Genomic DNA, 20,986 nt, shown 5'->3' on the forward strand with positions numbered 1-20,986 from the left:
TCCCTCGTCGTCGCCGCTGTGCACCGTCCATGCGTTGATTCGCGCCACGGGCATCCAGACGACGAACCTCAGCGTGGCGCCCGGCCTGGCGGTTGCGGCTGCCTTTCGTTCTACCTGGAATCTTTCGGATAAAGGAATCCAGCATGCACATTCGCAAGCGCGTCGACGCCGACAACACGGCATTGGTCGACCTGTGGGAACGTTCCGTCCGCGCGACCCACGACTTTCTCAGTGAAGCGGACATCGTCGAGCTTTACCCACAGGTCCGCGACCTGTACCTGCCGGCCGTCGAGGTCTGGGTGCTGGTCGACGACGACGGCGTGGCCCAGGGCTTCATTGGCCTGAACCAGACGCATGTCGAGATGCTCTTCGTCGAACCCGGGCTGCGCGGCCGGGGTATCGGCCGACGCCTGCTCGATCATGCGCGGGCGACCTGGCCGCGCCTGAGCGTCGATGTCAACGAGCAGAACCCGCAGGCCTGCGGTTTCTATCGACACTATGGGTTCCGCCAGACCGGCCGCTCCGCGACCGACTCGGCGGGGCGGCCGTTCCCGCTGCTGCACATGAGCCTCTAGGAGGGCGCGGCACCTCGCCACGTGGGGCGAGGTGCCGCGCAACATCCGGAAAAGTTTTCCCCGGCCAGATGCTTTCAACTGCAAGCATCCGTTTGAGACAGGTCAAACGTTGCGGCGCAGGCCTGCCCGATAGTTCTGTTCATCAGAACGAGGCGCAGGAATCCCATGAACGGCATCCCACCCCTGTCTTCCCGCGACGCCCATGCCAGCCCGCCGCAACGGGTGCTGGAACGATTGCACAGCTCCGCCGCCGGCCTGGACGCGGACGAGGCCGCCCGCCGCCTGGCGGCGCACGGCTACAACCGGTTGCCCGCGCCGAAACGCCAGGGGCCGCTGCTGCGCTTGCTGCGGCAGTTCCACAACGTCCTGCTGTACATGATGCTGTTCGCCTCGCTGGTCACCGCGCTGCTCGGCTTCTGGGTGGACAGTGCGGTAATCCTCCTGGCGGTGGTGGTCAACGCGCTGATCGGTTTCGTCCAGGAGGGCAAGGCGGCCAACGCGCTGGACGCCATCCGCGACATGCTTTCGCTGCATGCCCTGGTCCTGCGCGACGGCCAGCGCCAGGCGCTGGACGCTGAACGCCTGGTACCGGGCGACGTGGTGCTGCTGGCCTCCGGCGACCGGGTGCCGGCCGACCTGCGGCTGTTCGAAACGAAGAACTGCCATGTCGACGAGTCGGCCCTGACCGGTGAGTCGGTGCCGGTGGAGAAGGGCTGCGTCGCGGTGGCCATCGACGCGCTGCTCGGCGACCGCCGTTGCATGGCCTATTCCGGCACCCTGGTGACCAGCGGCCAGGCGCGCGGAGTGGTGGTCGCCACCGCCGGGGATACCGAACTGGGCCGGATCGGTACGCTGTTGCGCGAAGTCCGCACCCTGGCCACTCCGCTGCTGCGACAGATCGCCAGCTTCAGTCGCTGGCTGGCCCTGGCGATCCTGCTGCTGGCCGGCGCCACCTTCGTCCTCGGCACCCTCTGGCAGGGCCAGCCGATGGTGGACATGTTCATGCTGGTGGTGGCGCTGACCGCCTCGGCGATTCCCGAGGGGCTGCCGGCGATCATGACGGTGATCCTCGCCCTCGGCGTACAGCGCATGGCCCGGCGCAACGCCATCGTCAGCCGCCTGCCGGCGGTGGAGACGCTGGGTTCGGTGACGGTGATCTGCTCGGACAAGACCGGCACCCTGACCCGCAACGAGATGACCGTGCAGCGTATCGTCACCGCCGACCAGGTGATCGAGGTCAGCGGCGCCGGCTACGCTCCGCTGGGTGGTTTCAGCCACAACGGCGAAGGCCTCGATCCCGCCGGACGCGACGATCTGCAGGAGATCGGTCGTGCGGCGCTGTTGTGCAACGAGGCGCGCCTGCACCAGGAGGGCGAGGCATGGCAACTGGAGGGCGACCCCACCGAAGGCGCGCTGCTCAGCCTCGGCCTCAAGCTGGGCCTCGATCCGCAGGCGCTGGCGGCGGAACGGCCACGCAGCGATGCGATTCCGTTCGAGTCCGAGCATCGCTTCATGGCCACCCTGCACCACGACCACGCGGGCCAGGCGATGGTCTACCTGAAGGGCGCGCCGGAGCGCATCCTCGACATGTGCGAGGCTGAACGGGTGGGCGACTCGGTGCGGCCGCTGGACCCGGATTACTGGCGGCGCCTGGCCACCGACACCGCCGCTCGCGGCCTGCGCCTGCTGGCCATCGCCCGACGGGCGATGCCGGCGGAGCAGCGCACGCTGGATTTCGCCGACGTGGAACATGGCTTCACCCTGCTGGCCCTGGTGGGCATCATCGATCCGCCGCGCGAGGAGGCCGTGGCCGCGGTCGCCGAATGCCAGGCGGCGGGTATCGCGGTGAAGATGATCACTGGTGACCACGTCGACACCGCGCGGGCGATCGGCGCCATGCTCGGGATCGGCATCGACCGGCCGGCGCTGACCGGCGCGGAGATCGAACTGCTCGACGACCAGCGCCTGCGCGAAGTGCTGCCGGGCGTCGATGTGTTCGCCCGCGCCAGCCCCGAGCACAAGCTGCGCCTGGTGCAGGCCCTGCAGGCCAGCGGCGAGGTGGTGGCGATGACCGGCGACGGGGTCAACGATGCGCCGGCGCTGAAGCGCGCCGACGTCGGCGTAGCGATGGGCAACAAGGGCACCGAGGCGGCCAAGGAGGCGGCCGAGGTGGTCCTCGCCGACGACAATTTCGCCACCATCGCCAATGCCGTGCGCGAGGGAAGGGCGGTCTACGACAACCTGAAGAAATTCATCCTCTTCATGCTGCCGACCAACGGTGGCGAGGCGCTGATCGTGATCGCCGCGATCCTGTTCCAGTTGACCCTGCCGATGACACCGGCGCAGATCCTCTGGATCAACATGGTCACCTCCAGCACCCTGGGCCTGGCGCTGGCCTTCGATCCGGCCGAGCGCGGCCTGATGCAGCGTCCGCCGCGTCCGCCGGCGGAGCCCCTGTTGTCGCTGTTCTTCGTCTGGCGGGTGCTGCTGGTCTCGCTGCTGATGATGGCGGGCGCCCTGGGCCTGTTCCTCTGGGAGCTGGAGCATGGCACCGGGCTGGAGAGCGCGCGGACCATGGCGGTGAACAGCGTGGTGGTGTGCGAGATGTTCTACCTGCTCAACAGCCGGCATATCTACGATTCGGTGCTCAGCCGCGAGGGCCTGTTCGGCAACCGCCAGGTCTTGCTGGCGATCGCCGCTTGCGTGGTGCTGCAACTGCTCTATACCTACGCGCCGCCGTTGCAGGCGCTGTTCGGCTCGGTCGGCCTGGCCCCGGGCGAGTGGGCGCGGGTGCTGCTGGCCGGGCTCGGCCTGTTCTGCGTCGCCGAACTGGAAAAGTGGCTATGTCGCCGGGTCCGTGCCCGGCAGGCCTGACGCCGCGAGGTCGCCCCCTTGGCCGCGGCGCTGTGCCTTTGCGCGTGCGCCGCGCACAGACGTCTGCGCCTCGGATCGCCCGGCCGAGAGCGGTCGCACGCGTGGCGATGGGCCGACAGTGAACCCGGGGACCAGGTGTGACTGGGTATTCAGTTCGCATAAAATGTGATCTAGATCACATTTAAACGTTTGCTTACCCTCTAGGACGGGTATCGTACTAGGTGCATCAAACGCTGCGGTCTATTGTTAAGTGGGACTGAAATGTGCCTTTCCGGCACAACGCCAACTCTATAGAGTGGGCTGACTGGACATCTTCAGGGGTCGTCGGGCACGGGCGCATGCGCCTCGGCAGGAAGCCGGGATTCTCGGACTGCCGTACAACGTGCCGGATATCGGGTGCCGAATCCATATTTGGCTGATTGGTTAATAGTTTAAGAAGAACGTAGCGCTATGGCCTTGGTTGACGGTTTTCTTGAGCTGGAACGCTCAAGTGGAAAATTGGAGTGGAGCGCCATCCTGCAGAAGATGGCGAGCGACCTTGGATTCTCGAAGATCCTGTTCGGCCTGTTGCCTAAGGACAGCCAGGACTACGAGAACGCCTTCATCGTCGGCAACTACCCGGCCGCCTGGCGCGAGCATTACGACCGGGCTGGCTACGCGCGGGTCGACCCGACGGTCAGTCACTGTACCCAGAGCGTACTGCCGATTTTCTGGGAACCGTCCATCTACCAGACGCGAAAGCAGCACGAGTTCTTCGAGGAAGCCTCGGCCGCCGGCCTGGTGTATGGGCTGACCATGCCGCTGCATGGTGCTCGCGGCGAACTCGGCGCGCTGAGCCTCAGCGTGGAAGCGGAAAACCGGGCCGAGGCCAACCGTTTCATGGAGTCGGTCCTGCCGACCCTGTGGATGCTCAAGGACTACGCACTGCAGAGCGGTGCCGGACTGGCCTTCGAACATCCGGTCAGCAAACCGGTGGTTCTGACCAGCCGGGAGAAGGAAGTGTTGCAGTGGTGCGCCATCGGCAAGACCAGTTGGGAGATATCGGTTATCTGCAACTGCTCGGAAGCCAATGTGAACTTCCATATGGGAAATATTCGGCGGAAGTTCGGTGTGACCTCCCGCCGCGTAGCGGCCATTATGGCTGTTAATTTGGGTCTTATTACTCTCTGATCTTGCCTCTCAGGTCGGCGAGCTGGCGATCGGTAATTTGCCCTTCTATATAGAAATGCAAAAGCAGATATATAGGGAAGGGCAGGTTCTCGCCATTCTCGAAACGACTGCCGCAGGACTGGCTTATCCCGAAGCGGCTCCAGAAAGTTTCCTGGCTTTCCCGTCGGGCGGTGCGGGTGGCCTTTGCCCGGAAGGCCATGTTTTGGGGCTGTGTTCTCTCGTGTGAAGCCATTGCTCTGATCTTTTCGGACGTTTCTTCGAGCCTAGCAAGGGTCCGGGTTCACCGAAATCTATCTCATTTGCTAGTTATAAAATTATGAAATTTGCATAAATTCTTCAGCTTCCTATTTGGAGGAAGTGAAGATGATCGTACAAATTGGTCGGCGCGAAGAGTTCGATAAAAAACTGCTGGGCGAGATGCACAAGTTGCGTGCTCAAGTGTTCAAGGAGCGCAAAGGCTGGGACGTTAGTGTCATCGACGAGATGGAAATCGATGGTTATGACGCACTCAGTCCTTATTACATGTTGATCCAGGAAGATACTCCTGAAGCCCAGGTTTTCGGTTGCTGGCGAATTCTCGATACCACTGGCCCCTACATGCTGAAGAACACCTTCCCGGAGCTTCTCCACGGCAAGGAAGCACCTTGCTCGCCGCACATCTGGGAACTCAGCCGTTTCGCCATCAACTCTGGACAGAAAGGCTCGCTGGGCTTTTCCGACTGTACGCTGGAGGCGATGCGCGCGCTGGCCCGCTACAGCCTGCAGAACGACATCCAGACGCTGGTGACGGTAACCACCGTAGGCGTGGAGAAGATGATGATCCGTGCCGGCCTGGACGTATCGCGCTTCGGTCCGCACCTGAAGATCGGCATCGAGCGCGCGGTGGCCTTGCGCATCGAACTCAATGCCAAGACCCAGATCGCGCTTTACGGGGGAGTGCTGGTGGAACAGCGACTGGCGGTTTCATGACGGGGATCTGTCGGCTCGCGCCGGCGCGTTCTCTGTCGGAGAGGGAGCGCCTGGCGTCGATGCCGAATCCGCTGTAAAGCGAGTCCGACCCGCTCCGGACTCGCTATCAGGCATCCCCGGACCAGGGCGCCGGGCTGCCGAACAGGCGTCCCATGGCGCCACGCAAGCCCATTTCCCGCAGTACTTCGAGTTCACCGAGGGTTTCCACCTGTTCCGCGATCAACGGCAGGTCGATGCTGTGGGTGGTGCGATAGACCGCTTCTATGAACAACCGCTTGTCGCCTTCCCGGTCTACGGCGTGCAGGTAGCAGCCGTCCAGCTTGAGGTAGGCCAGCCCCAGATGGGTAAGGTTGCCGATCAGGCTGAAGCGGCCGCCGAAATGCTGCAGGCCGAGACCGCAGCCCAGTTCGCGCAGGACCTGGCTGAGGCGTTCCAGTTCGGCCGCGGCTGGCAGGTGCCGCTCGTCCAGTTCCAGGGTCAGCTGGCGCGCCTCCTGCGGATGCGCCTTGAGCAGGGCCAGTAGCGGGGCAAACGTCTGCGCATTGCGGACACTGGCGGCCGACAGGCTCAGCGCCAGCGGCCGTGGATGGCGCCGCAGGTGCTCCAGGCTCTGTTCGAGCATCGCCAGGTCCAGGCGCGCGGCCCAGCCGAAACGTTCTATCCAGGGCAGGAAGCGCCCGGCGGCGATGGCCGTGGCCTGCGGGTCGAGCAGACGCGCGAGGACCTTGTGGTGGAGGACGCGCTGGGTGTCCAGGCAGTCCACCACCGGCTGGAAATAGAGCAGCAGGCGGCGCTCCGTCAGGGCCTGGTCGATCCAGTCGTGCCAGTCCTGGCTATCGTTGAGCGCCGCGAGCGCGGTGCCGTCCTGGCTCGCCCAGGGCTGGGCGGGCTGGCTTTCGGCCTGGGCCAGGGCCTGGTCGGCACGGGCCAGGAGATCCGCGGGCGAGTCGCCTTCGGCGAACGCGCTGATACCGAGATAGGCGACCGGCGTGAGATCGCTGGCACCGGTGCGAGCAAGGTTCTCCAGGCCTTCGCAGAGTTCCTCGGCCAGGCGTTCGGCCTGCTCGCGGGAGCAACCGGGAGCCAGCACGGCGAACTCGCCGCCGCGGCTGCGGGCCAGCAGCCAGTCGGTGCGCCCTTGCTGGCCGCAGGAGTCGACCAGCAAGCGGGCGACCGCCTGGATCAATTCATCCGTGCGTTGCCCGCCGAGACGCTGGTTGAGCCCGTTCAGGTCGTTCAGGCGCAGCAGCAGGAGCTGCCCGGCATGCTCGTGCTCGCCGGCACCCAGCTGTTCGTTGAGGCGGGCGTCGAACAGGCGCCGGTTGGGCAGGCCGGTGAGACTGTCCTGGTAGGCCTGGGCGCGTAGCTTGTCGCTACGCGCGGCCTCCTCGGCGAACAGCGTGCGAAGTTTCTCCACCATCTGGTTCATCGCCTGCACCACGCGGCGCAGCTCCGGCGTGCGCGGCAGCCTGGGCAGGCTGAGGAATTCCCGCCGGCTGATGGCATGGGCCTGGCGCACCATCTGGTCGAGCGGGCGCAGTTGGCGGCGCAGCAGCCAGCCGCCAAGCAGCAGGCTCGCCGCGCCGCAGGCCAGCAACCAGTAGAGGCTGCCCAGGGCGCTGTCCCACAGGCGCGCCAGGGCGAATTGCGGATGGCTGACCACCTCGACCCGCGCCGCCTGTTCCCAGCCGCGCATGATCAGCGCGTCGCCACCCTGGGGCTGGAGATCCACCAGGCGTTCGAACCAGCCGGGCACCGTACGCTCGGCATGCGCTTGCACGCGCTCGACCAGCGGCTTGCCGCTCTTGATGTCGATCACCCGGATGCTGGCGAAGTAGCCGCTGTCGAAGATCGAGCTGACCATCAGTTGCACCATCGCCGGGTCGTCCACGTGTGGCGTCAGGGACAGGCCGAGGGCGGTGGCGGCGTCCTGGGCGTGGGAGCGCAACTGGCCGCGCAACTGCTCGCGGGAGTTCTCCACGCTGCTGACGAAGCTGCCGCTGAAGGCGACGACGAGGAACAGGCAGATGGCGAGGAACAATTGCTTGAGCAGTGACATTCAATCCTCCTTGGGTGCGTCGAGGTCGAGGCCTTCGGCGCGCATCTTGGTCAGCAGGTCCTGCCAGCGCGACAGCTTCTTGCTGTCGCCGGTCCGGCGTCCGCCGTCGGCGCCGGGCAGCCAGAGGCCCTCGGCATTGAAGGCGTACACCGGCAACAGGTCGTCACGTTGCGAAGCGGGGCGGATCTCGCCGATCAGGTTGTCCAGCACCAGTGGGTCGGCGCCCGGGCTGGCGTACCAGGTCAGCACCATGTGCGCCTGGTTCAGGCGCAGGGCCTTGACGTAGGTGATGCGCAGCTTGTCGCTGGCGACGCCGAGGCGACGCAGGGTCACGTACTTGGCGATGGCGTAGTCCTCGCAGTCGGCGGCGCCCTTGACCAGCGCCTCGACCGGAGTCGCCCAATAGTCTTCCTGTTGCCAGATCTCGATGTCGTCGGTGAAACGCAGCGACCGGTTGAAGAAGTCGTTGACCGCGCGCAGCTTGGCTGCTTCGTCGAGCGTGCCGCCCTGTTCGAGCAGGCGGCCCCAGTCGCCCAGGCGTGATTTCGCCGCGCCCAGCTCGCCGTAGCGCTGCTCGGCACGGCTCAGTATCGACTCCAGGTCCCACTGCGCCAGCGCCGCGCCGACTGCCAGCAGCAATGTCGCCGCCAGCGACAGCAGCCAGGGGGCGTAGGCCCTGGGGCAGGGCCGGCGGGCGCCGGGGGTTGGGGACATCGAGCGGGCTCCGGAAGGACTCAGCGAAGTCTACGAGAGCGCCGGGCGGCCTGCCAGCGCGGGGTGTCCGGCGAAACTGACAGGATTGTCATTCAGGGGTCAGGGTGGGGTCCCGCTGCGCTGCTTATAAAGAAGAACGAAGTCGGCCGCGCGAGGCCGGCTACTGGGAAAGGTGGACAGATGCAGGCGTTGCGCAGTAGTGGGGGACGGGTCCTGGTGGGCGTGCTGGCGGCGGGCCTGGTCGCCTTCGGCGGTTGGGCATGGCTCGGCGGCGACGCCGGGGCGAAGGCGGCGCCCGCGCCGGCCAGGGTCCCGGTGAACGTGGCGCGGGTGGAGCGGCGCGACGTCGAGCAACAGGTCAGCGGCATCGGCACGGTGACTTCGTTGCACAACGTGGTGATCCGCACCCAGATCGACGGCCAGTTGACCCGCCTGCTGGTGAGCGAAGGGCAGATGGTCGAGGCGGGCGAGTTGCTGGCGACCATCGATGACCGCGCCGTCGTCGCCGCGCTGGAGCAGGCGCAGGCCTCCAGGGCGAGCAACCAGGCCCAGCTGAAATCCGCCGAGCAGGACCTGCAACGCTACCGCAGCCTGTATGCCGAGCGTGCGGTGTCACGCCAACTGCTGGACCAGCAGCAGGCGACGGTCGACCAGTTGCGCGCGACCCTGAAGGCCAACGATGCCACCATCAACGCCGAGCGGGTGCGCCTGTCCTACACCCGGATCACCTCGCCGGTATCCGGCAAGGTCGGTATCCGCAACGTCGATGTCGGCAACCTGGTGCGGGTCGGCGACAGTCTCGGCCTGTTCAGCGTGACCCAGATCGCACCGATCTCCGTAGTCTTCTCCCTGCAACAGGAACAGTTGCCCCAGTTGCAGGCGCTGCTCGGCGGCGAGGCGGCGGTGCGCGCCTACAGCCGCGACGGCGGGAGCGCGCTGGGCGAGGGCCGGTTGCTGACCATCGACAACCAGATCGACAGTTCCACCGGTACCATCCGCGTGCGCGCCTCCTTCGATAACCGCCAGGCCCGGCTCTGGCCCGGGCAGTTCGTCGCGGTGAGCCTGCACACCGGGGTCCGGCGCGACCAGTTGGTGCTGTCGAGCAAGGCGGTGCGCCGCGGCCTGGAGGGTAATTTCGTCTACCGGGTCGCCGCCGACCGGGTCGAGGCGGTGCCAGTGCGGGTGCTCCAGGACATCGACGGCCTCAGTGTGGTGGAAGGCCTGGCCAGCGGTGACCAGGTGGTGGTGGACGGCCACTCGCGGCTGATGCCCGGCGCCCTGGTCGATATCCAGGAGCCGCGCCCGAGCCTGGCTCAGGCGGCGGAGCGGCAGCCGTGACGCCGCGCGCCGGGATTTCCGGCTGGTGCGTACGGCACCCGATCGCCACCGCGCTGCTGACCCTGGCCTCGCTGCTGCTGGGGCTGCTGGCGTTCCTCCGGCTCGGTGTGGCGCCGTTGCCGGAGGCGGACTTCCCGACCATCCAGATCAACGCCTTGCTGCCCGGCGGTAGCCCGGAAACCATGGCCTCGTCGGTGGCCACCCCCTTGGAAGTGCAGTTCAGCGCGATTCCCGGGATCACCGAGATGACTTCCAGCAGCGCCCTGGGCACCACCACCCTGACCCTGCAGTTCAGCCTCGACAAGAGCATCGACGTCGCCGCCCAGGAGGTCCAGGCGGCGATCAACGCCGCGGCGGGGCGGCTGCCGGTGGACATGCCGAACCTGCCGACCTGGCGCAAGGTCAACCCGGCGGACAGCCCGATCATGATCCTGCGGGTCAACTCGGAGATGATGCCGCTGATCGAACTCAGCGATTACGCCGAGACCATCCTCGCCCGCCAGCTCAGCCAGGTGAACGGCGTGGGGCAGATCTTCGTGGTCGGCCAGCAGCGCCCGGCGATCCGCATCCAGGCCCAGCCGGAGAAGCTCGCCGCCTACCAGCTGACCCTGGCCGACCTGCGCCAGTCGTTGCAGTCGGCCAGCGTCAACCTGGCCAAGGGCGCGCTCTACGGCGAGGGGCGGGTGTCGACCCTCGCGGCCAACGACCAGTTGTTCAACGCCAGCGACTATGACGACCTGGTGGTCGCCTACCGCCAGGGCGCGCCGGTGTTCCTCAAGGACGTGGCGCGGATCGTCTCGGCGCCCGAGGACGACTACGTGCAGGCCTGGCCGAACGGGGTGCCCGGGGTGGCACTGGTGATCCTCCGCCAGCCTGGGGCGAACATCGTCGATACCGCCGACGCGATCCAGGCCGCATTGCCGCGCCTGCGCGAGATGCTCCCGGCGACCATCGAGGTAGACGTGCTCAACGATCGCACCCGGACCATCCGCTCGTCGCTGCACGAGGTCGAACTGACCCTGCTGCTGACCATTGGCCTGGTGGTGCTGGTGATGGGCCTGTTCCTCCGCCAGCTGTCGGCGACCCTGATCGTCGCCACGGTGCTGGCGGTGTCCCTGAGCGCCAGCTTCGCGGCGATGTACGTGCTCGGTTTCACCCTCAACAACCTGACCCTGGTGGCGCTGATCATCGCCGTCGGCTTCATCGTCGACGACGCCATCGTGGTCGTGGAGAACATCCACCGACACCTGGAAGCGGGCGCCTCGAAGGTCGAGGCGGCGCTCAAGGGCGCGGCGGAGATCGGCTTTACCGTGATTTCCATCAGCTTCTCGCTGATCGCCGCGTTCATTCCCCTGCTGTTCATGGGCGGGATCGTCGGCCGGCTGTTCCGCGAATTCGCGGTCAGCGTGACGGTGGCGATCCTGATCTCGGTGCTCGCTTCGCTGACCCTGGCGCCGATGCTGGCTTCGCGCTTCATGCCGGCATTGCGGCATGCCGACGCGCCGAGAAAGGGCTTCGCCGAATGGCTGACCGGCGGCTACGAACGCGGCCTGCGCTGGGCGCTCGGGCACCAGCGGCTGATGCTGGTCGGCTTCGCCTTTACCGTGCTGGTGGCGGTGGCCGGCTACGTCGGGATTCCCAAGGGTTTCTTCCCCTTGCAGGACACCGCCTTCGTCTTCGGCACGAGCCAGGCTGCCGAGGATATCTCCTACGACGACATGGTCGCCAAGCACCGGCAACTGGCCGAGATCATCGCCAGCGACCCGGCGGTGCAGAGCTACAACCATGCGGTGGGCGTCACCGGCGGTAGCCAGAGCCTGGCCAACGGACGTTTCTGGATCGTCCTCAAGGACCGTGGCGAGCGCGATGTCTCGGTCGGCGAGTTCATCGACCGGCTGCGCCCGCAACTGGCGAAGGTGCCGGGAATCATGCTCTACCTGCGCGCGGCGCAGGACATCAACCTCAGTTCCGGACCCTCGCGGACCCAGTACCAGTACGCCCTGCGCAGCAGCGACAGCACCCAGCTGGCGCTCTGGGCGCAACGCCTCACCGAGCGCCTGAAGCAGGTGCCGGGGCTGATGGATGTGTCCAACGACCTGCAGGTCGGCGCCAGCGTCACCGCGCTGGACATCGACCGGGTGGCCGCGGCGCGTTTCGGCCTCAGCGCCGAGGATGTCAGCCAGACCCTCTACGACGCCTTCGGCCAGCGCCAGGTCGGCGAGTACCAGACCGAGGTCAACCAGTACAAGGTGGTCCTCGAACTCGATGCGCGCCAGCGCGGCCGCGCGGAAAGCCTGGACTGGTTCTACCTGCGCTCGCCGCTGAGCGGCGAGATGGTCCCGCTGTCGGCCATCGCCAAGGTCGCGGCGCCGCGCTCCGGGCCGCTGCAGATCAACCACAACGGCATGTTCCCGGCGGTCAACCTGTCCTTCAACCTGGCTGCCGGGGTGTCCCTCGGCGAGGCGGTGCAGGCGGTGCAGCGCGCCCAGGAGGAGATCGGCATGCCCTCGACCATTATCGGCGTGTTCCAGGGCGCGGCGCAGGCCTTCCAGAGCTCGCTGGCCTCGCAACCGCTGCTGATCCTCGCCGCGCTGATCGCGGTGTACATCATCCTCGGCGTGCTCTACGAGAGTTTCGTACATCCGCTGACGATCCTCTCGACCCTGCCCTCGGCGGGGATCGGCGCGGTGTTCCTGCTCTGGGCCTGGGGCCAGGACTTCTCGATCATGGCGCTGATCGGCATCGTGCTGCTGATCGGCATCGTCAAGAAGAACGGCATCCTCATGGTCGACTTCGCCATCGTCGCCCAGCGCGAGCAGGGCATGAACGCGGAGCAGGCGATCTACCAGGCCTGCCTGACCCGTTTCCGGCCGATCATGATGACCACCCTGGCCGCGCTGCTGGGCGCGATACCCCTGATGATCGGCTTCGGCACCGGTTCCGAGCTGCGCCAGCCTCTGGGCATCGCGGTGGTCGGCGGGCTGCTGGTGAGCCAGGTGCTGACCCTGTTCAGCACGCCGGTGGTATACCTGGCCCTGGAGCGGCTGTTCCACCGGCGCGGGACGACGACCTCGGACGGCGGAACCGCTGGGGCGACGGCGACATGAGGCGTAACGGACGCGGCTTTCCTGGACGGCGGCGCGTGGCTAGGATGCAGGCAGGCATGCGTCCCGCCCGGGATGCGAAGGCGAACAGAGGATCGGGCGATAGATGCGGGTACTGATTGTCGAGGACGAGGCGAAGACGGCGGACTACCTGAACCGTGGCCTCAGCGAACAGGGGTTCACCGTGGACCTGGCGGACAACGGCATCGACGGTCGCCACCTGGCGCTCCATGGCGAGTACGACGTGATCGTGCTCGACGTGATGCTGCCGGGCGTCGACGGCTACGGCGTTCTGCGGGCGTTGCGCGAGCGGCGGCAGACCCCGGTGATCATGCTCACCGCGCGCGAGCGCGTGGAAGACCGGGTGCGCGGGCTGCGCGAGGGCGCCGACGACTACCTGATCAAGCCGTTCTCCTTCCTCGAACTGGTCGCCCGCCTGCAGGCCCTGACCCGGCGCGGCGGCAACCACGAAAGCCATTCGCAGATGCGCATCGCCGACCTGTCCATCGACCTGCTCAGCCGCAAGGTCTTCCGTGGCAACACCCGTCTGGAGCTGACTGCCAAGGAGTACGCGCTGCTCTGCGTGCTGGCCCAGCGCAGCGGCGAGATCCTGTCGAAGACGGCGATCGCCGAACTGGTCTGGGACATCAACTTCGATACCGACACCAATGTCGTGGAGGTGGCGATCAAGCGCCTGCGCGCCAAGCTCGACGGTCCGTTCGAGAACAAGCTGCTGCATACCATCCGGGGCATGGGCTACGTCCTGGAGAACCGTGCGCTGGCGGAGTCGGGCTGAGGTGGGCATGTCCTTGTCGACCCGCCTGGCGGGAATGTTCGCCGGCGCCGCGGTGGTGATCTTCGCCCTCATCGGCACCATGCTCTATTGCATCCTCGACCGCCAGACCGAGCGCCTGCAGCAGGGCGAGGTGGACGTGCGCTTCAACATGGTCTCGCGGATGCTCGACCATCCCGACCTGGCCGAGCGCTGGCCGCACCTGCAGGGCAAGCTGGACAACCTGAGCCAGGAGTACGAGCTGATCCGTTTCTGGATCGACAGCGACGACCCGCGCTATCACTACGGGCGCTTCAGCGAACCGGTGCAGCGGCTGATCGCCGATGGCGCCGGCCGCTACGAACTGGAGTTGCCGGAGCACCGGTACGCGCTGACTGCGCGGGTCGGCGTGTTGCCGGCGCGCGAGGGGCGGCCGCGGCTGACCTACGTCACCGCCATCGACAGCGCGGCGTTCCATGAGGCGCGGACCTCCACCCTGAAATGGCTGCTCGGCCTGTCCGCCCTCGGTGTGCTGCTGGCCTCGTTGCTTGGCCACTGGATCGCCCGCCTGGGCCTGTGGCCGGTGCATCGGCTGTCCGAGGAGGCCCGGCGGATCAGCCCGCGGCAGTTGTCGCAGCGCTTGCAGCTCTCGCCGCTGCCGGCCGAGCTGCGCGAGCTGGTGGGAGCGTTCAACGGCGCCCTGGACCGCCTGGAGCAGGCCTACGTGCGCCTGGAGTCGTTCAATGCCGACGTCGCCCACGAGCTGCGCACGCCATTGACCAACCTGATCGGCCAGACCCAGGTGGCGTTGTCCCGCGAACGCAGCGGCGAACATTACGAAGAGGTCCTGCAATCCAACCTGGAGGAGCTGGAGCGGCTGCGGGCGATCGTCAACGACATGCTGTTCCTCGCCCGCGCCGACCAGGGACGCCTGGCCTGCGAGCGCGAGGAAACCTCGCTGGCCGGCGAGATCGCCACCACGGTGGATTTCCTCGAGGTGATCTTCGACGAGGCTGGGGTCGGCATCGAGGTGCGTGGCGAGGCTCGCGCGCTGGTCGAGCGCGCCCTGTTCCAGCGGGCGGTGACCAACCTGCTGTACAACGCCGCCCAGCACACCGCCGCCGGCGGCACGCTGCGGGTCGGCGTCGAGCGGCGCGGCGACGAAGTGCGGGTGGCGGTGAGCAACCCCGGCGTGCCGATCGCCGACGAGCACCGCAGGCACCTGTTCGAACGCTTCTATCGGGTCGACGCGGCGCGCAGCAACAGCGAGGCCAACCACGGCCTCGGCCTGTCCATCGTCAAGGCGGTGGCGAGCATGCACGGCGGTTCGGTGTTCGTCGACAGCGCGGACGGCTGGAACACCTTCGGCTTCACCGTGCTGAGCCCCGAGCGGCGCGGGCCCGGCGACCGCTTGCCGCTGGGCGAGGGCGATCCGGCGCTGTCCTGAGCGGGCCATCAGGCGTCGTGCGGCGGGCGGGTCTTCTGGCGGAGGATATAGATGCTGACCAGTACCGCGCTGGTCAGCATGAAGCCCTGGGCCCAGGGGCGTCGGACCAGGTAGCAGGAAAGGGCGATGCTGGCCCACATCAGGCCGATGGCGTAGACCTTGCCCTTGAGCGGGATGCCTTCGCCGTCGAGATAGTCGCGGATCCACGGGCCGAGCCGTGGATGGCCGACCAGCCAGTGGTAGAAGCGCGGCGAGCTGCGCATGAAGCAGGCCGCCGCGAGGAGCAGGAAAGGCGTGGTCGGCAGCACCGGCAGGAAGATGCCGATCACGCCCAGGGCTACGCTTAGGAAACCCACGGCCTGGAGGCTATAGCGCACCCAGGCGCGAGCGCTCGGGCGAATTTCCCGCTGCGCCACCGCGGCGCTCCTTAGTGCGTGCGCGGCTTGAGCAGGGCGGGCTTTTCTTCCGGCGCCTGGCAGAGCAGGAACAGGTTGGTCAGCAGGTCGGGAATCTGCGCGACCATGTCGTCCACCAGGTGGCGGTCGCGGGCGATCTCGTCGAACTCGGGCTGCTCGTCGAACAGGCCGGAGCCGACCATGATAGGCAGCAGCAGCTCGCTGACTTCCTCCTCGGCCTGCTCGAACCAGACTTCCTCGCGAAGGAACACGCCTTCCATGAAGCCGATGCACCAGCCGCGCAGGTCGGAGTCGTCCGGCTCGTCGCCGAGGTCGAGGTCGCAGGGCAGCTCGAGGTCTTCGTCGCTGGCCAGCACGCGGGTGATGTGCGCCTTGAGCTGCTCGAGGGAAGTCTCGATCTCCTGGCGCTCCTCATCGCTGCGGTAGTGCGGCGGTTCGGCGAACAGGGCGTCGATCCACTCCCGCTCCGGCACCTGCTCCGGGCAGATGGAGAGGGCGGTCAGGTAGCCGTGGGTCGCCACGTAGTCCAGCGCTTCTTCGTGCAGGTCATCGGCATCGAGGAAGGCTTGCAGACGGGACAGTTTTTCGGCGAAGGACATCAGGGTACTACCTCGGGAGGGATGCGGCTCTGGATTGTAGTCCAGACGGGACCTGCGGGCAAAGCGAACGTGCCTGCTGCGGCGCCCTGGCGAGCGTTTCGCGGACGCTCTCGGCGAAGTTGGCCCGGACCTTGCTCGGTCCCTTGCGCAAGCCACGACGCAATCCCTTCGCAAATGGAGAATTCCCATGGCCGTCGCCCCTGGTGTGTTGTTGCCGCCGACGCCTGATGTAAAGCCCAAGGCCGCTGCGCCGAAGAGCCAGCAGAAAACGCCTGAGCCCAGTAACGACAAGACTTCCAGCTTCTCCGACATGTATGCCAAGGAGACCGCGAAGAAGCCCGCCGAGCGCGCCGACGGTCCCTCCAAGGGTTCGCGGGACAAGCCGAGGGACGCCGGCAAGGAGGCTGCCGAGGCGCAGCCGACGGATGCCGCCGGGCAACCGGCCGTTGCCGAAGACGGCAAGCCTTTGCCGGCCGACGGCCAGGCCAAGGCCGACGGCGAAGATAAAGTCGAAACGCCGGTCGATCCGCTGCAACTGCTCGGCCTCGGCGGCGCCGTGCCGATGCTCGACGAGAATACCCAGGCGACTTTGCTGCCGCCGGCCGTGCCGACGGCCAGCAGTGCTCCGGCCAGCCTGACCGAAGCCAGCAGCGACCCGACCCTGGTCAAGCTCAACGGCGTTCCGGCGGTGAACATGGCCCTGGAGCAGGGTGCCCAGGACGCCGCGCAGGCGGCGAAAGGCGGGCCGGCGAAGAGCGCCGATCCCCGCCAGGCGAGCCTCGGCGATGCCCTTGCCGGCCTGACCTCGGATTCCTTGACCAAGGCCGTCGACGGCAAGGCGCTCGAGGCCCAGTTGCAGCAGACCGCCGAGCCGGCCGTCGCCAGCGCCGCCTCCGAGAGCCTGCTGGAGAGCAAGGCGGAGCCGCGCGGCGAGCCTTTCGCGGCCAAGCTCAACGGGCTGACCCAGGCCATGGCGCAACAGGCCCTGACCAACCGTCCGGTGAACGGCACGGTGCCCGGCCAGCCGGTGGCGATGCAGCAGAACGGCTGGAGCGAGGCGGTGGTGGACCGGGTGATGTGGATGTCCAGCCAGAACCTGAAGTCGGCGGAGATCCAGCTCGACCCCGCCGAGCTGGGACGCCTGGACGTGCGCATCCACATGACCGCCGACCAGACCCAGGTGACCTTCGCCAGTCCCAACGCCGGCGTTCGCGACGCCCTGGAAAGCCAGATGCACCGGCTGCGCGACATGTTCAGCCAGCAGGGCATGAACCAGCTCGACGTGAACGTCTCCGACCAGTCGCTGGCGCGGGGCTGGCAGGGCCAGCAGCAGGGCGAGGGCGGATCGGCGCGCGGACGCGGCTTGGCCGGCGACGCCTCGGGCGATGAGGAAACCCTTGCCGGAGTCAGCGAGATCCGCAGCCGGCCGGGTTCGTCGGCGGCGCGCGGTCTGGTCGACTACTACGCCTGAGGCGAACGACTGCATTTCCCCTTTGGGCCTCCTGCGGGAGGCCTTTCTTTTTCCGGAGCGGGCAATTTCGCAAAAGACGGGGATGATTTCCTGTGGCCAGGCTGTAATATCCGCGCCGTCTATCATCTCGGACAGCCCTCCGGGGCTGGTCCCAGGAGGCGGGGCGGCGTTGCAGAAATGGCACAACCCTTGCTCTGCCCCTGTGAAACCCTTCATTTGACGCTATAGCGACGGATTTTTGGCATGGCTAAGAAAGAGGCGACACCCGCCGACGCGGGGGCTCCGAGCGGCGGCAAGAGCAAGCTGAAGCTGATCCTGCTGATCGTGGTCGGCCTGCTGCTGGCGATCGGCCTGTCGGTGGGCGGCACCTGGTTCTTCCTCAGCAAGTCGCTGAAGGCCGAGAAGACCGAGGAAGTCGCCAGCGAGGCGGCGAAGCCGGGCAAGCAGCCGGCGCTCTACGAGATCCTGGCGCCGGCCTTCGTCGTCAACTTCAACCAGAACGGCCGGCAGCGCTACATGCAGGTCGGCGTCGCGTTGATGGGGCGCGACAAGGCGCAGATGGACGCATTGCGCGAGCACATGCCGCTGGTTCGCAATAAACTGGTGATGCTGTTCTCGAGTCAGAGTTTCGACTCGCTGGTGACGCCGGTGGGCAAGGAGATGCTCCGCCAGCAGGCGACCGCCGGATTGCAGGAACTGGCCAAGAAGGAAACCGGCCAACTGGCTATCGAACAAGTGTTGTTCACCAATTTCGTGCTGCAGTAGGTATCCCATGGCCGTGCAAGATCTGCTTTCCCAGGATGAAATCGACGCGCTGTTGCACGGCGTCGACGATGGCCTGGTGGAAACCGAAGTCGAGGCGACGCCGGGATCGGTCAAGTCCTATGACCTGACCAGCCAGGACCGCATCGTCCGGGGCCGCATGCCGACCCTGGAGATGATCAACGAGCGTTTCGCCCGCTACACCCGCATCAGCATGTTCAACCTGCTGCGCCGTTCGGCCGACGTCGCGGTCGGCGGCGTGCAGGTGATGAAGTTCGGCGAGTACGTGCACTCGCTGTACGTTCCCACCAGCCTCAACCTGGTGAAGATGAAGCCGCTGCGCGGCACCGCGCTGTTCATCCTCGACGCCAAGCTGGTGTTCAAGCTGGTGGACAACTTCTTCGGCGGCGACGGCCGCCACGCCAAGATCGAGGGCCGCGAGTTCACCCCGACCGAACTGCGGGTGGTGCGGATGGTGCTGGAGCAGGCCTTCGTCGATCTGAAGGAAGCCTGGCAGGCGGTGCTGGAGATGAACTTCGAGTACGTCAACTCGGAGGTCAACCCGGCCATGGCCAACATCGTCAGTCCCAGCGAGGTGGTGGTGGTCTCCACCTTCCACATCGAACTGGACGGCGGTGGCGGCGACCTGCACATCACCATGCCCTATTCGATGATCGAGCCGATCCGCGAGATGCTCGACGCCGGTTTCCAGTCCGACCACGACGACCAGGACGAGCGCTGGATCAAGGCCCTGCGCGAGGACGTGCTGGACGTCCAGGTACCGCTCGGCGCCACCGTGGTCCGCCGCCAGCTCAAGCTGCGCGACATCCTGCACATGCAGCCGGGCGACGTGATCCCGGTGGAGATGCCGGAACACATGGTGATGCGCGCCAACGGCGTGCCCGCCTTCAAGGTCAAGCTGGGCGCCCACAAGGGCAACCTGGCGCTACAGATTCTCGAAGCGGTCGAGCGCTCGCGCTGACCGCTTCCCCCGGAGGAAAGACGAACCATGGCAGACGAAGAAAAAGTGACCACCGAGGAACAGGCACTGGCCGACGAATGGGCGGCGGCGCTGGCCGAGGCGGGCGACGCCAGCCAGGACGACATCGATGCGCTGATGGCCCAGGGCGGCGCGACCCCCGTGGCGGAGCCGAGCACCCCGCGGGCGCCGATGGAAGAGTTCGGCGCTTCGCCGAAGGCACCGACCATTTCCGGCCTGGAGGGGCCCAACCTGGATGTGATCCTGGACATCCCGGTGACCATTTCCATGGAGGTCGGGCATACCGACATCAGCATCCGCAACCTGCTGCAGCTCAACCAGGGGTCGGTGATCGAACTCGATCGCCTGGCCGGCGAGCCGCTGGACGTACTGGTCAACGGCACCCTGATCGCCCACGGCGAGGTGGTGGTAGTGAACGAGAAGTTCGGCATCCGCCTGACCGACGTGATCAGTCCCAGCGAACGCATCAAGAAGCTGCGCTGACATGCGTCGCTACCTGTTCGCCGGCTTCCTGCCGGCACTCGCCTCGCTGAGCGCGCCGCTGTGCGCCGCCGAGGGGACGACGGGTGCCGCCGCGCCGACGGTGGGCGCCGCTTCCGGCGCCGCCGCGCAACTGGCCCAACTGGTGCTCGGCCTGGGCCTGGTGATCGGCCTGATCTTCCTGCTCGCCTGGCTGGTGCGCCGGGTGCAACAGGCCGGTCCGCGCGGCAACCGCTTGATCCGCACCCTTGCCAGCCAGCCGCTGGGTCCGCGCGACCGGCTGGTGCTGGTGCAGGTCGGTGAGGAGCAGATCCTGCTCGGCCTGACGCCCGGCCGGATCACGCCGTTGCACGTGCTCAAGGAGCCGGTACACCTGCCGGACGGCGAGCCGGCCACGCCGGAATTCGCCCAGCGCCTGCTGGAGCTGCTGAACAAGGACCCCAAGGGCAAGCCATGACTCCGCGCATCTCCCTGGCCGGCGCGCTCGCCGCGCTCTGCCTTCTGCTGCTGGCGCCGTGGCCGGCGCTGGCCGCCGACCCGACATCGATCTCGGCGATCACCGTGACCACCAACGGCCAGGGCCAGCAGGAGTATTCGGTCAGCCTGCAGATCCTGCTGATCATGACCGCGCTGAGCTTCATCCCGGCGTTCGTCATGCTGATGACCAGCTTCACCCGGATCATCATCGTCTTCTCCATCCTGCGCCAGGCGCTGGGCCTGCAATCGACGCCGTCGAACCAGGTGCTGGTGGGGCTGGCGCTGTTCCTGACCATGTTCGTCATGGCCCCGGTGTTCGACAAGATCAACAGCCAGGCCCTGCAGCCCTACCTGAACGAGCAGATTCCCGCCCAGGAAGCCCTGCAAAAGGCCGAGGTACCGCTGAAGGCGTTCATGCTGGCGCAGACTCGTACCTCCGACCTGGAGCTGTTCGTCCGCCTGTCCAAGCGCACCGACATCGGCAGCCCGGAGGCGACGCCGCTGACCATCCTGGTCCCGGCCTTCGTCACGTCCGAGCTGAAGACCGCGTTCCAGATCGGCTTCATGATCTTCATCCCGTTCCTGATCATCGACCTGGTGGTGTCCAGCGTGCTGATGGCGATGGGCATGATGATGCTGTCGCCGCTGATCATTTCCCTGCCGTTCAAGATCATGCTGTTCGTCCTGGTGGATGGCTGGGCGCTGATCATCGGGACGCTGGCGGGCAGTTTCGGCACCGTCTAGCGGTGCCGCCGGCTT

Annotated in this window: 19 protein-coding genes; 14 read left to right on the top strand and 5 right to left on the bottom strand. The window is 66.8% G+C overall.

All coding sequences use genetic code 11. The features are described from left to right. Nucleotides 1-143: 143 nt before the first annotated feature. The 3 genes from HMPREF3014_RS06760 to lasR all read left to right on the top strand — a co-directional run bounded on the left by HMPREF3014_RS06760 (nucleotide 144) and on the right by lasR (nucleotide 4,619). On the top strand, nucleotides 144-575 hold the full coding sequence (locus HMPREF3014_RS06760; protein WP_003140292.1) for an acetyltransferase: 432 nt from the start codon (nucleotides 144-146) through the stop codon (nucleotides 573-575). Nucleotides 576-740: 165 nt separating this feature from the next. Beyond that, entirely contained in the window at nucleotides 741-3,449 is a 2,709-nt protein-coding gene (locus tag HMPREF3014_RS06765; protein ID WP_023087619.1) for a cation-transporting P-type ATPase, read from the top strand. Between the two features lie 450 nt (nucleotides 3,450-3,899). Then, a complete protein-coding gene (lasR, locus tag HMPREF3014_RS06770; protein ID WP_003082999.1) occupies nucleotides 3,900-4,619 on the top strand; it encodes a transcriptional regulator LasR in 720 nt (239 codons plus the stop codon). Here lasR and rsaL read toward each other — a convergent pair. After that, nucleotides 4,609-4,851, bottom strand: coding sequence for a quorum-sensing transcriptional regulator RsaL (gene rsaL / locus HMPREF3014_RS06775; RefSeq protein WP_003083010.1), 243 nt, complete (start codon nucleotides 4,849-4,851; stop codon nucleotides 4,609-4,611). The genes lasR and rsaL overlap by 11 nt on opposite strands. A gap of 131 nt (nucleotides 4,852-4,982) precedes the next feature. Between rsaL and lasI the strand changes: the two genes are divergently transcribed. Then, complete coding sequence (lasI, locus tag HMPREF3014_RS06780; RefSeq protein ID WP_003083017.1) at nucleotides 4,983-5,588, top strand: acyl-homoserine-lactone synthase LasI; 606 nt, start codon at nucleotides 4,983-4,985, stop codon at nucleotides 5,586-5,588. 106 nt (nucleotides 5,589-5,694) lie between these two features. Here the strand turns inward: lasI and lapD are convergent, their stop codons facing one another. Together lapD and lapG are read right to left on the bottom strand one after the other, a co-directional pair. Continuing rightward, complete coding sequence (gene lapD, locus HMPREF3014_RS06785) at nucleotides 5,695-7,647, bottom strand: cyclic di-GMP receptor LapD (protein ID WP_003122949.1); 1,953 nt, start codon at nucleotides 7,645-7,647, stop codon at nucleotides 5,695-5,697. Then, nucleotides 7,648-8,361 (bottom strand): cysteine protease LapG, encoded by a 714-nt coding sequence (gene lapG / locus HMPREF3014_RS06790; protein WP_003083022.1) that lies wholly within the window; start codon nucleotides 8,359-8,361, stop codon nucleotides 7,648-7,650. Nucleotides 8,362-8,541: 180 nt separating this feature from the next. Here lapG and mexM point away from each other — a divergent pair, with 180 nt between their 5' ends. The 4 genes from mexM to HMPREF3014_RS06810 all read left to right on the top strand — a co-directional run bounded on the left by mexM (nucleotide 8,542) and on the right by HMPREF3014_RS06810 (nucleotide 15,022). Further along, nucleotides 8,542-9,699, top strand: a complete 1,158-nt coding sequence (mexM, locus tag HMPREF3014_RS06795; RefSeq protein ID WP_023084455.1) for a multidrug efflux RND transporter periplasmic adaptor subunit MexM — start codon at nucleotides 8,542-8,544, stop codon at nucleotides 9,697-9,699. Then, nucleotides 9,696-12,806: a multidrug efflux RND transporter permease subunit MexN gene (mexN, locus tag HMPREF3014_RS06800; RefSeq protein ID WP_023087618.1), complete on the top strand. Its 3,111-nt coding sequence runs from the start codon at nucleotides 9,696-9,698 to the stop codon at nucleotides 12,804-12,806. Before mexM ends, mexN begins: the two co-directional genes overlap by 4 nt. Before the next feature lie 103 nt (nucleotides 12,807-12,909). After that, nucleotides 12,910-13,599: a heavy metal response regulator transcription factor gene (locus tag HMPREF3014_RS06805; RefSeq protein ID WP_003083028.1), complete on the top strand. Its 690-nt coding sequence runs from the start codon at nucleotides 12,910-12,912 to the stop codon at nucleotides 13,597-13,599. Further along, the gene (locus HMPREF3014_RS06810) at nucleotides 13,577-15,022 is read left to right on the top strand and encodes a sensor histidine kinase (protein WP_003083034.1); all 1,446 of its coding nucleotides are present in this window, start codon (nucleotides 13,577-13,579) and stop codon (nucleotides 15,020-15,022) included. The genes HMPREF3014_RS06805 and HMPREF3014_RS06810 overlap by 23 nt, the downstream gene beginning before the upstream one ends. 8 nt (nucleotides 15,023-15,030) lie before the next feature. On the opposite strand, the gene HMPREF3014_RS06815 is transcribed toward HMPREF3014_RS06810, so the two are convergent. Both HMPREF3014_RS06815 and HMPREF3014_RS06820 read right to left on the bottom strand, forming a co-directional pair. After that, nucleotides 15,031-15,438 (bottom strand): YbaN family protein, encoded by a 408-nt coding sequence (locus HMPREF3014_RS06815; RefSeq protein ID WP_003087079.1) that lies wholly within the window; start codon nucleotides 15,436-15,438, stop codon nucleotides 15,031-15,033. A gap of 11 nt (nucleotides 15,439-15,449) precedes the next feature. After that, complete coding sequence (locus HMPREF3014_RS06820) at nucleotides 15,450-16,037, bottom strand: UPF0149 family protein (RefSeq protein WP_003083037.1); 588 nt, start codon at nucleotides 16,035-16,037, stop codon at nucleotides 15,450-15,452. A gap of 187 nt (nucleotides 16,038-16,224) precedes the next feature. On the opposite strand from HMPREF3014_RS06820, the gene HMPREF3014_RS06825 reads away from it, so the two are divergent. The 6 genes from HMPREF3014_RS06825 (at nucleotide 16,225) to fliP (ending at nucleotide 20,971) form a co-directional block, all read left to right on the top strand. Beyond that, the gene (locus HMPREF3014_RS06825) at nucleotides 16,225-17,508 is read left to right on the top strand and encodes a flagellar hook-length control protein FliK (protein ID WP_023087617.1); all 1,284 of its coding nucleotides are present in this window, start codon (nucleotides 16,225-16,227) and stop codon (nucleotides 17,506-17,508) included. Nucleotides 17,509-17,751: 243 nt separating this feature from the next. After that, entirely contained in the window at nucleotides 17,752-18,273 is a 522-nt protein-coding gene (fliL, locus tag HMPREF3014_RS06830; protein ID WP_003083042.1) for a flagellar basal body-associated protein FliL, read from the top strand. Between the two features lie 7 nt (nucleotides 18,274-18,280). After that, nucleotides 18,281-19,252 carry a flagellar motor switch protein FliM gene (gene fliM, locus HMPREF3014_RS06835; RefSeq protein WP_003083045.1) on the top strand — a complete coding sequence of 324 codons (972 nt, stop codon included), beginning with the start codon at nucleotides 18,281-18,283 and terminating at the stop codon, nucleotides 19,250-19,252. A 27-nt stretch (nucleotides 19,253-19,279) separates the two neighbouring features. After that, nucleotides 19,280-19,753 carry a flagellar motor switch protein FliN gene (gene fliN, locus HMPREF3014_RS06840; protein WP_003083049.1) on the top strand — a complete coding sequence of 158 codons (474 nt, stop codon included), beginning with the start codon at nucleotides 19,280-19,282 and terminating at the stop codon, nucleotides 19,751-19,753. Nucleotide 19,754: 1 nt separating this feature from the next. Then, on the top strand, nucleotides 19,755-20,207 hold the full coding sequence (fliO, locus tag HMPREF3014_RS06845) for a flagellar biosynthetic protein FliO (protein WP_003083051.1): 453 nt from the start codon (nucleotides 19,755-19,757) through the stop codon (nucleotides 20,205-20,207). Further along, a complete protein-coding gene (gene fliP / locus HMPREF3014_RS06850; protein ID WP_003083052.1) occupies nucleotides 20,204-20,971 on the top strand; it encodes a flagellar type III secretion system pore protein FliP in 768 nt (255 codons plus the stop codon). Before fliO ends, fliP begins: the two co-directional genes overlap by 4 nt. The last annotated feature ends 15 nt before the right edge of the window (nucleotides 20,972-20,986 follow it).

It is taken from the genome of Pseudomonas sp. HMSC065H01, from assembly GCF_001815235.1.
Taxonomy (GTDB): domain Bacteria; phylum Pseudomonadota; class Gammaproteobacteria; order Pseudomonadales; family Pseudomonadaceae; genus Pseudomonas; species Pseudomonas aeruginosa.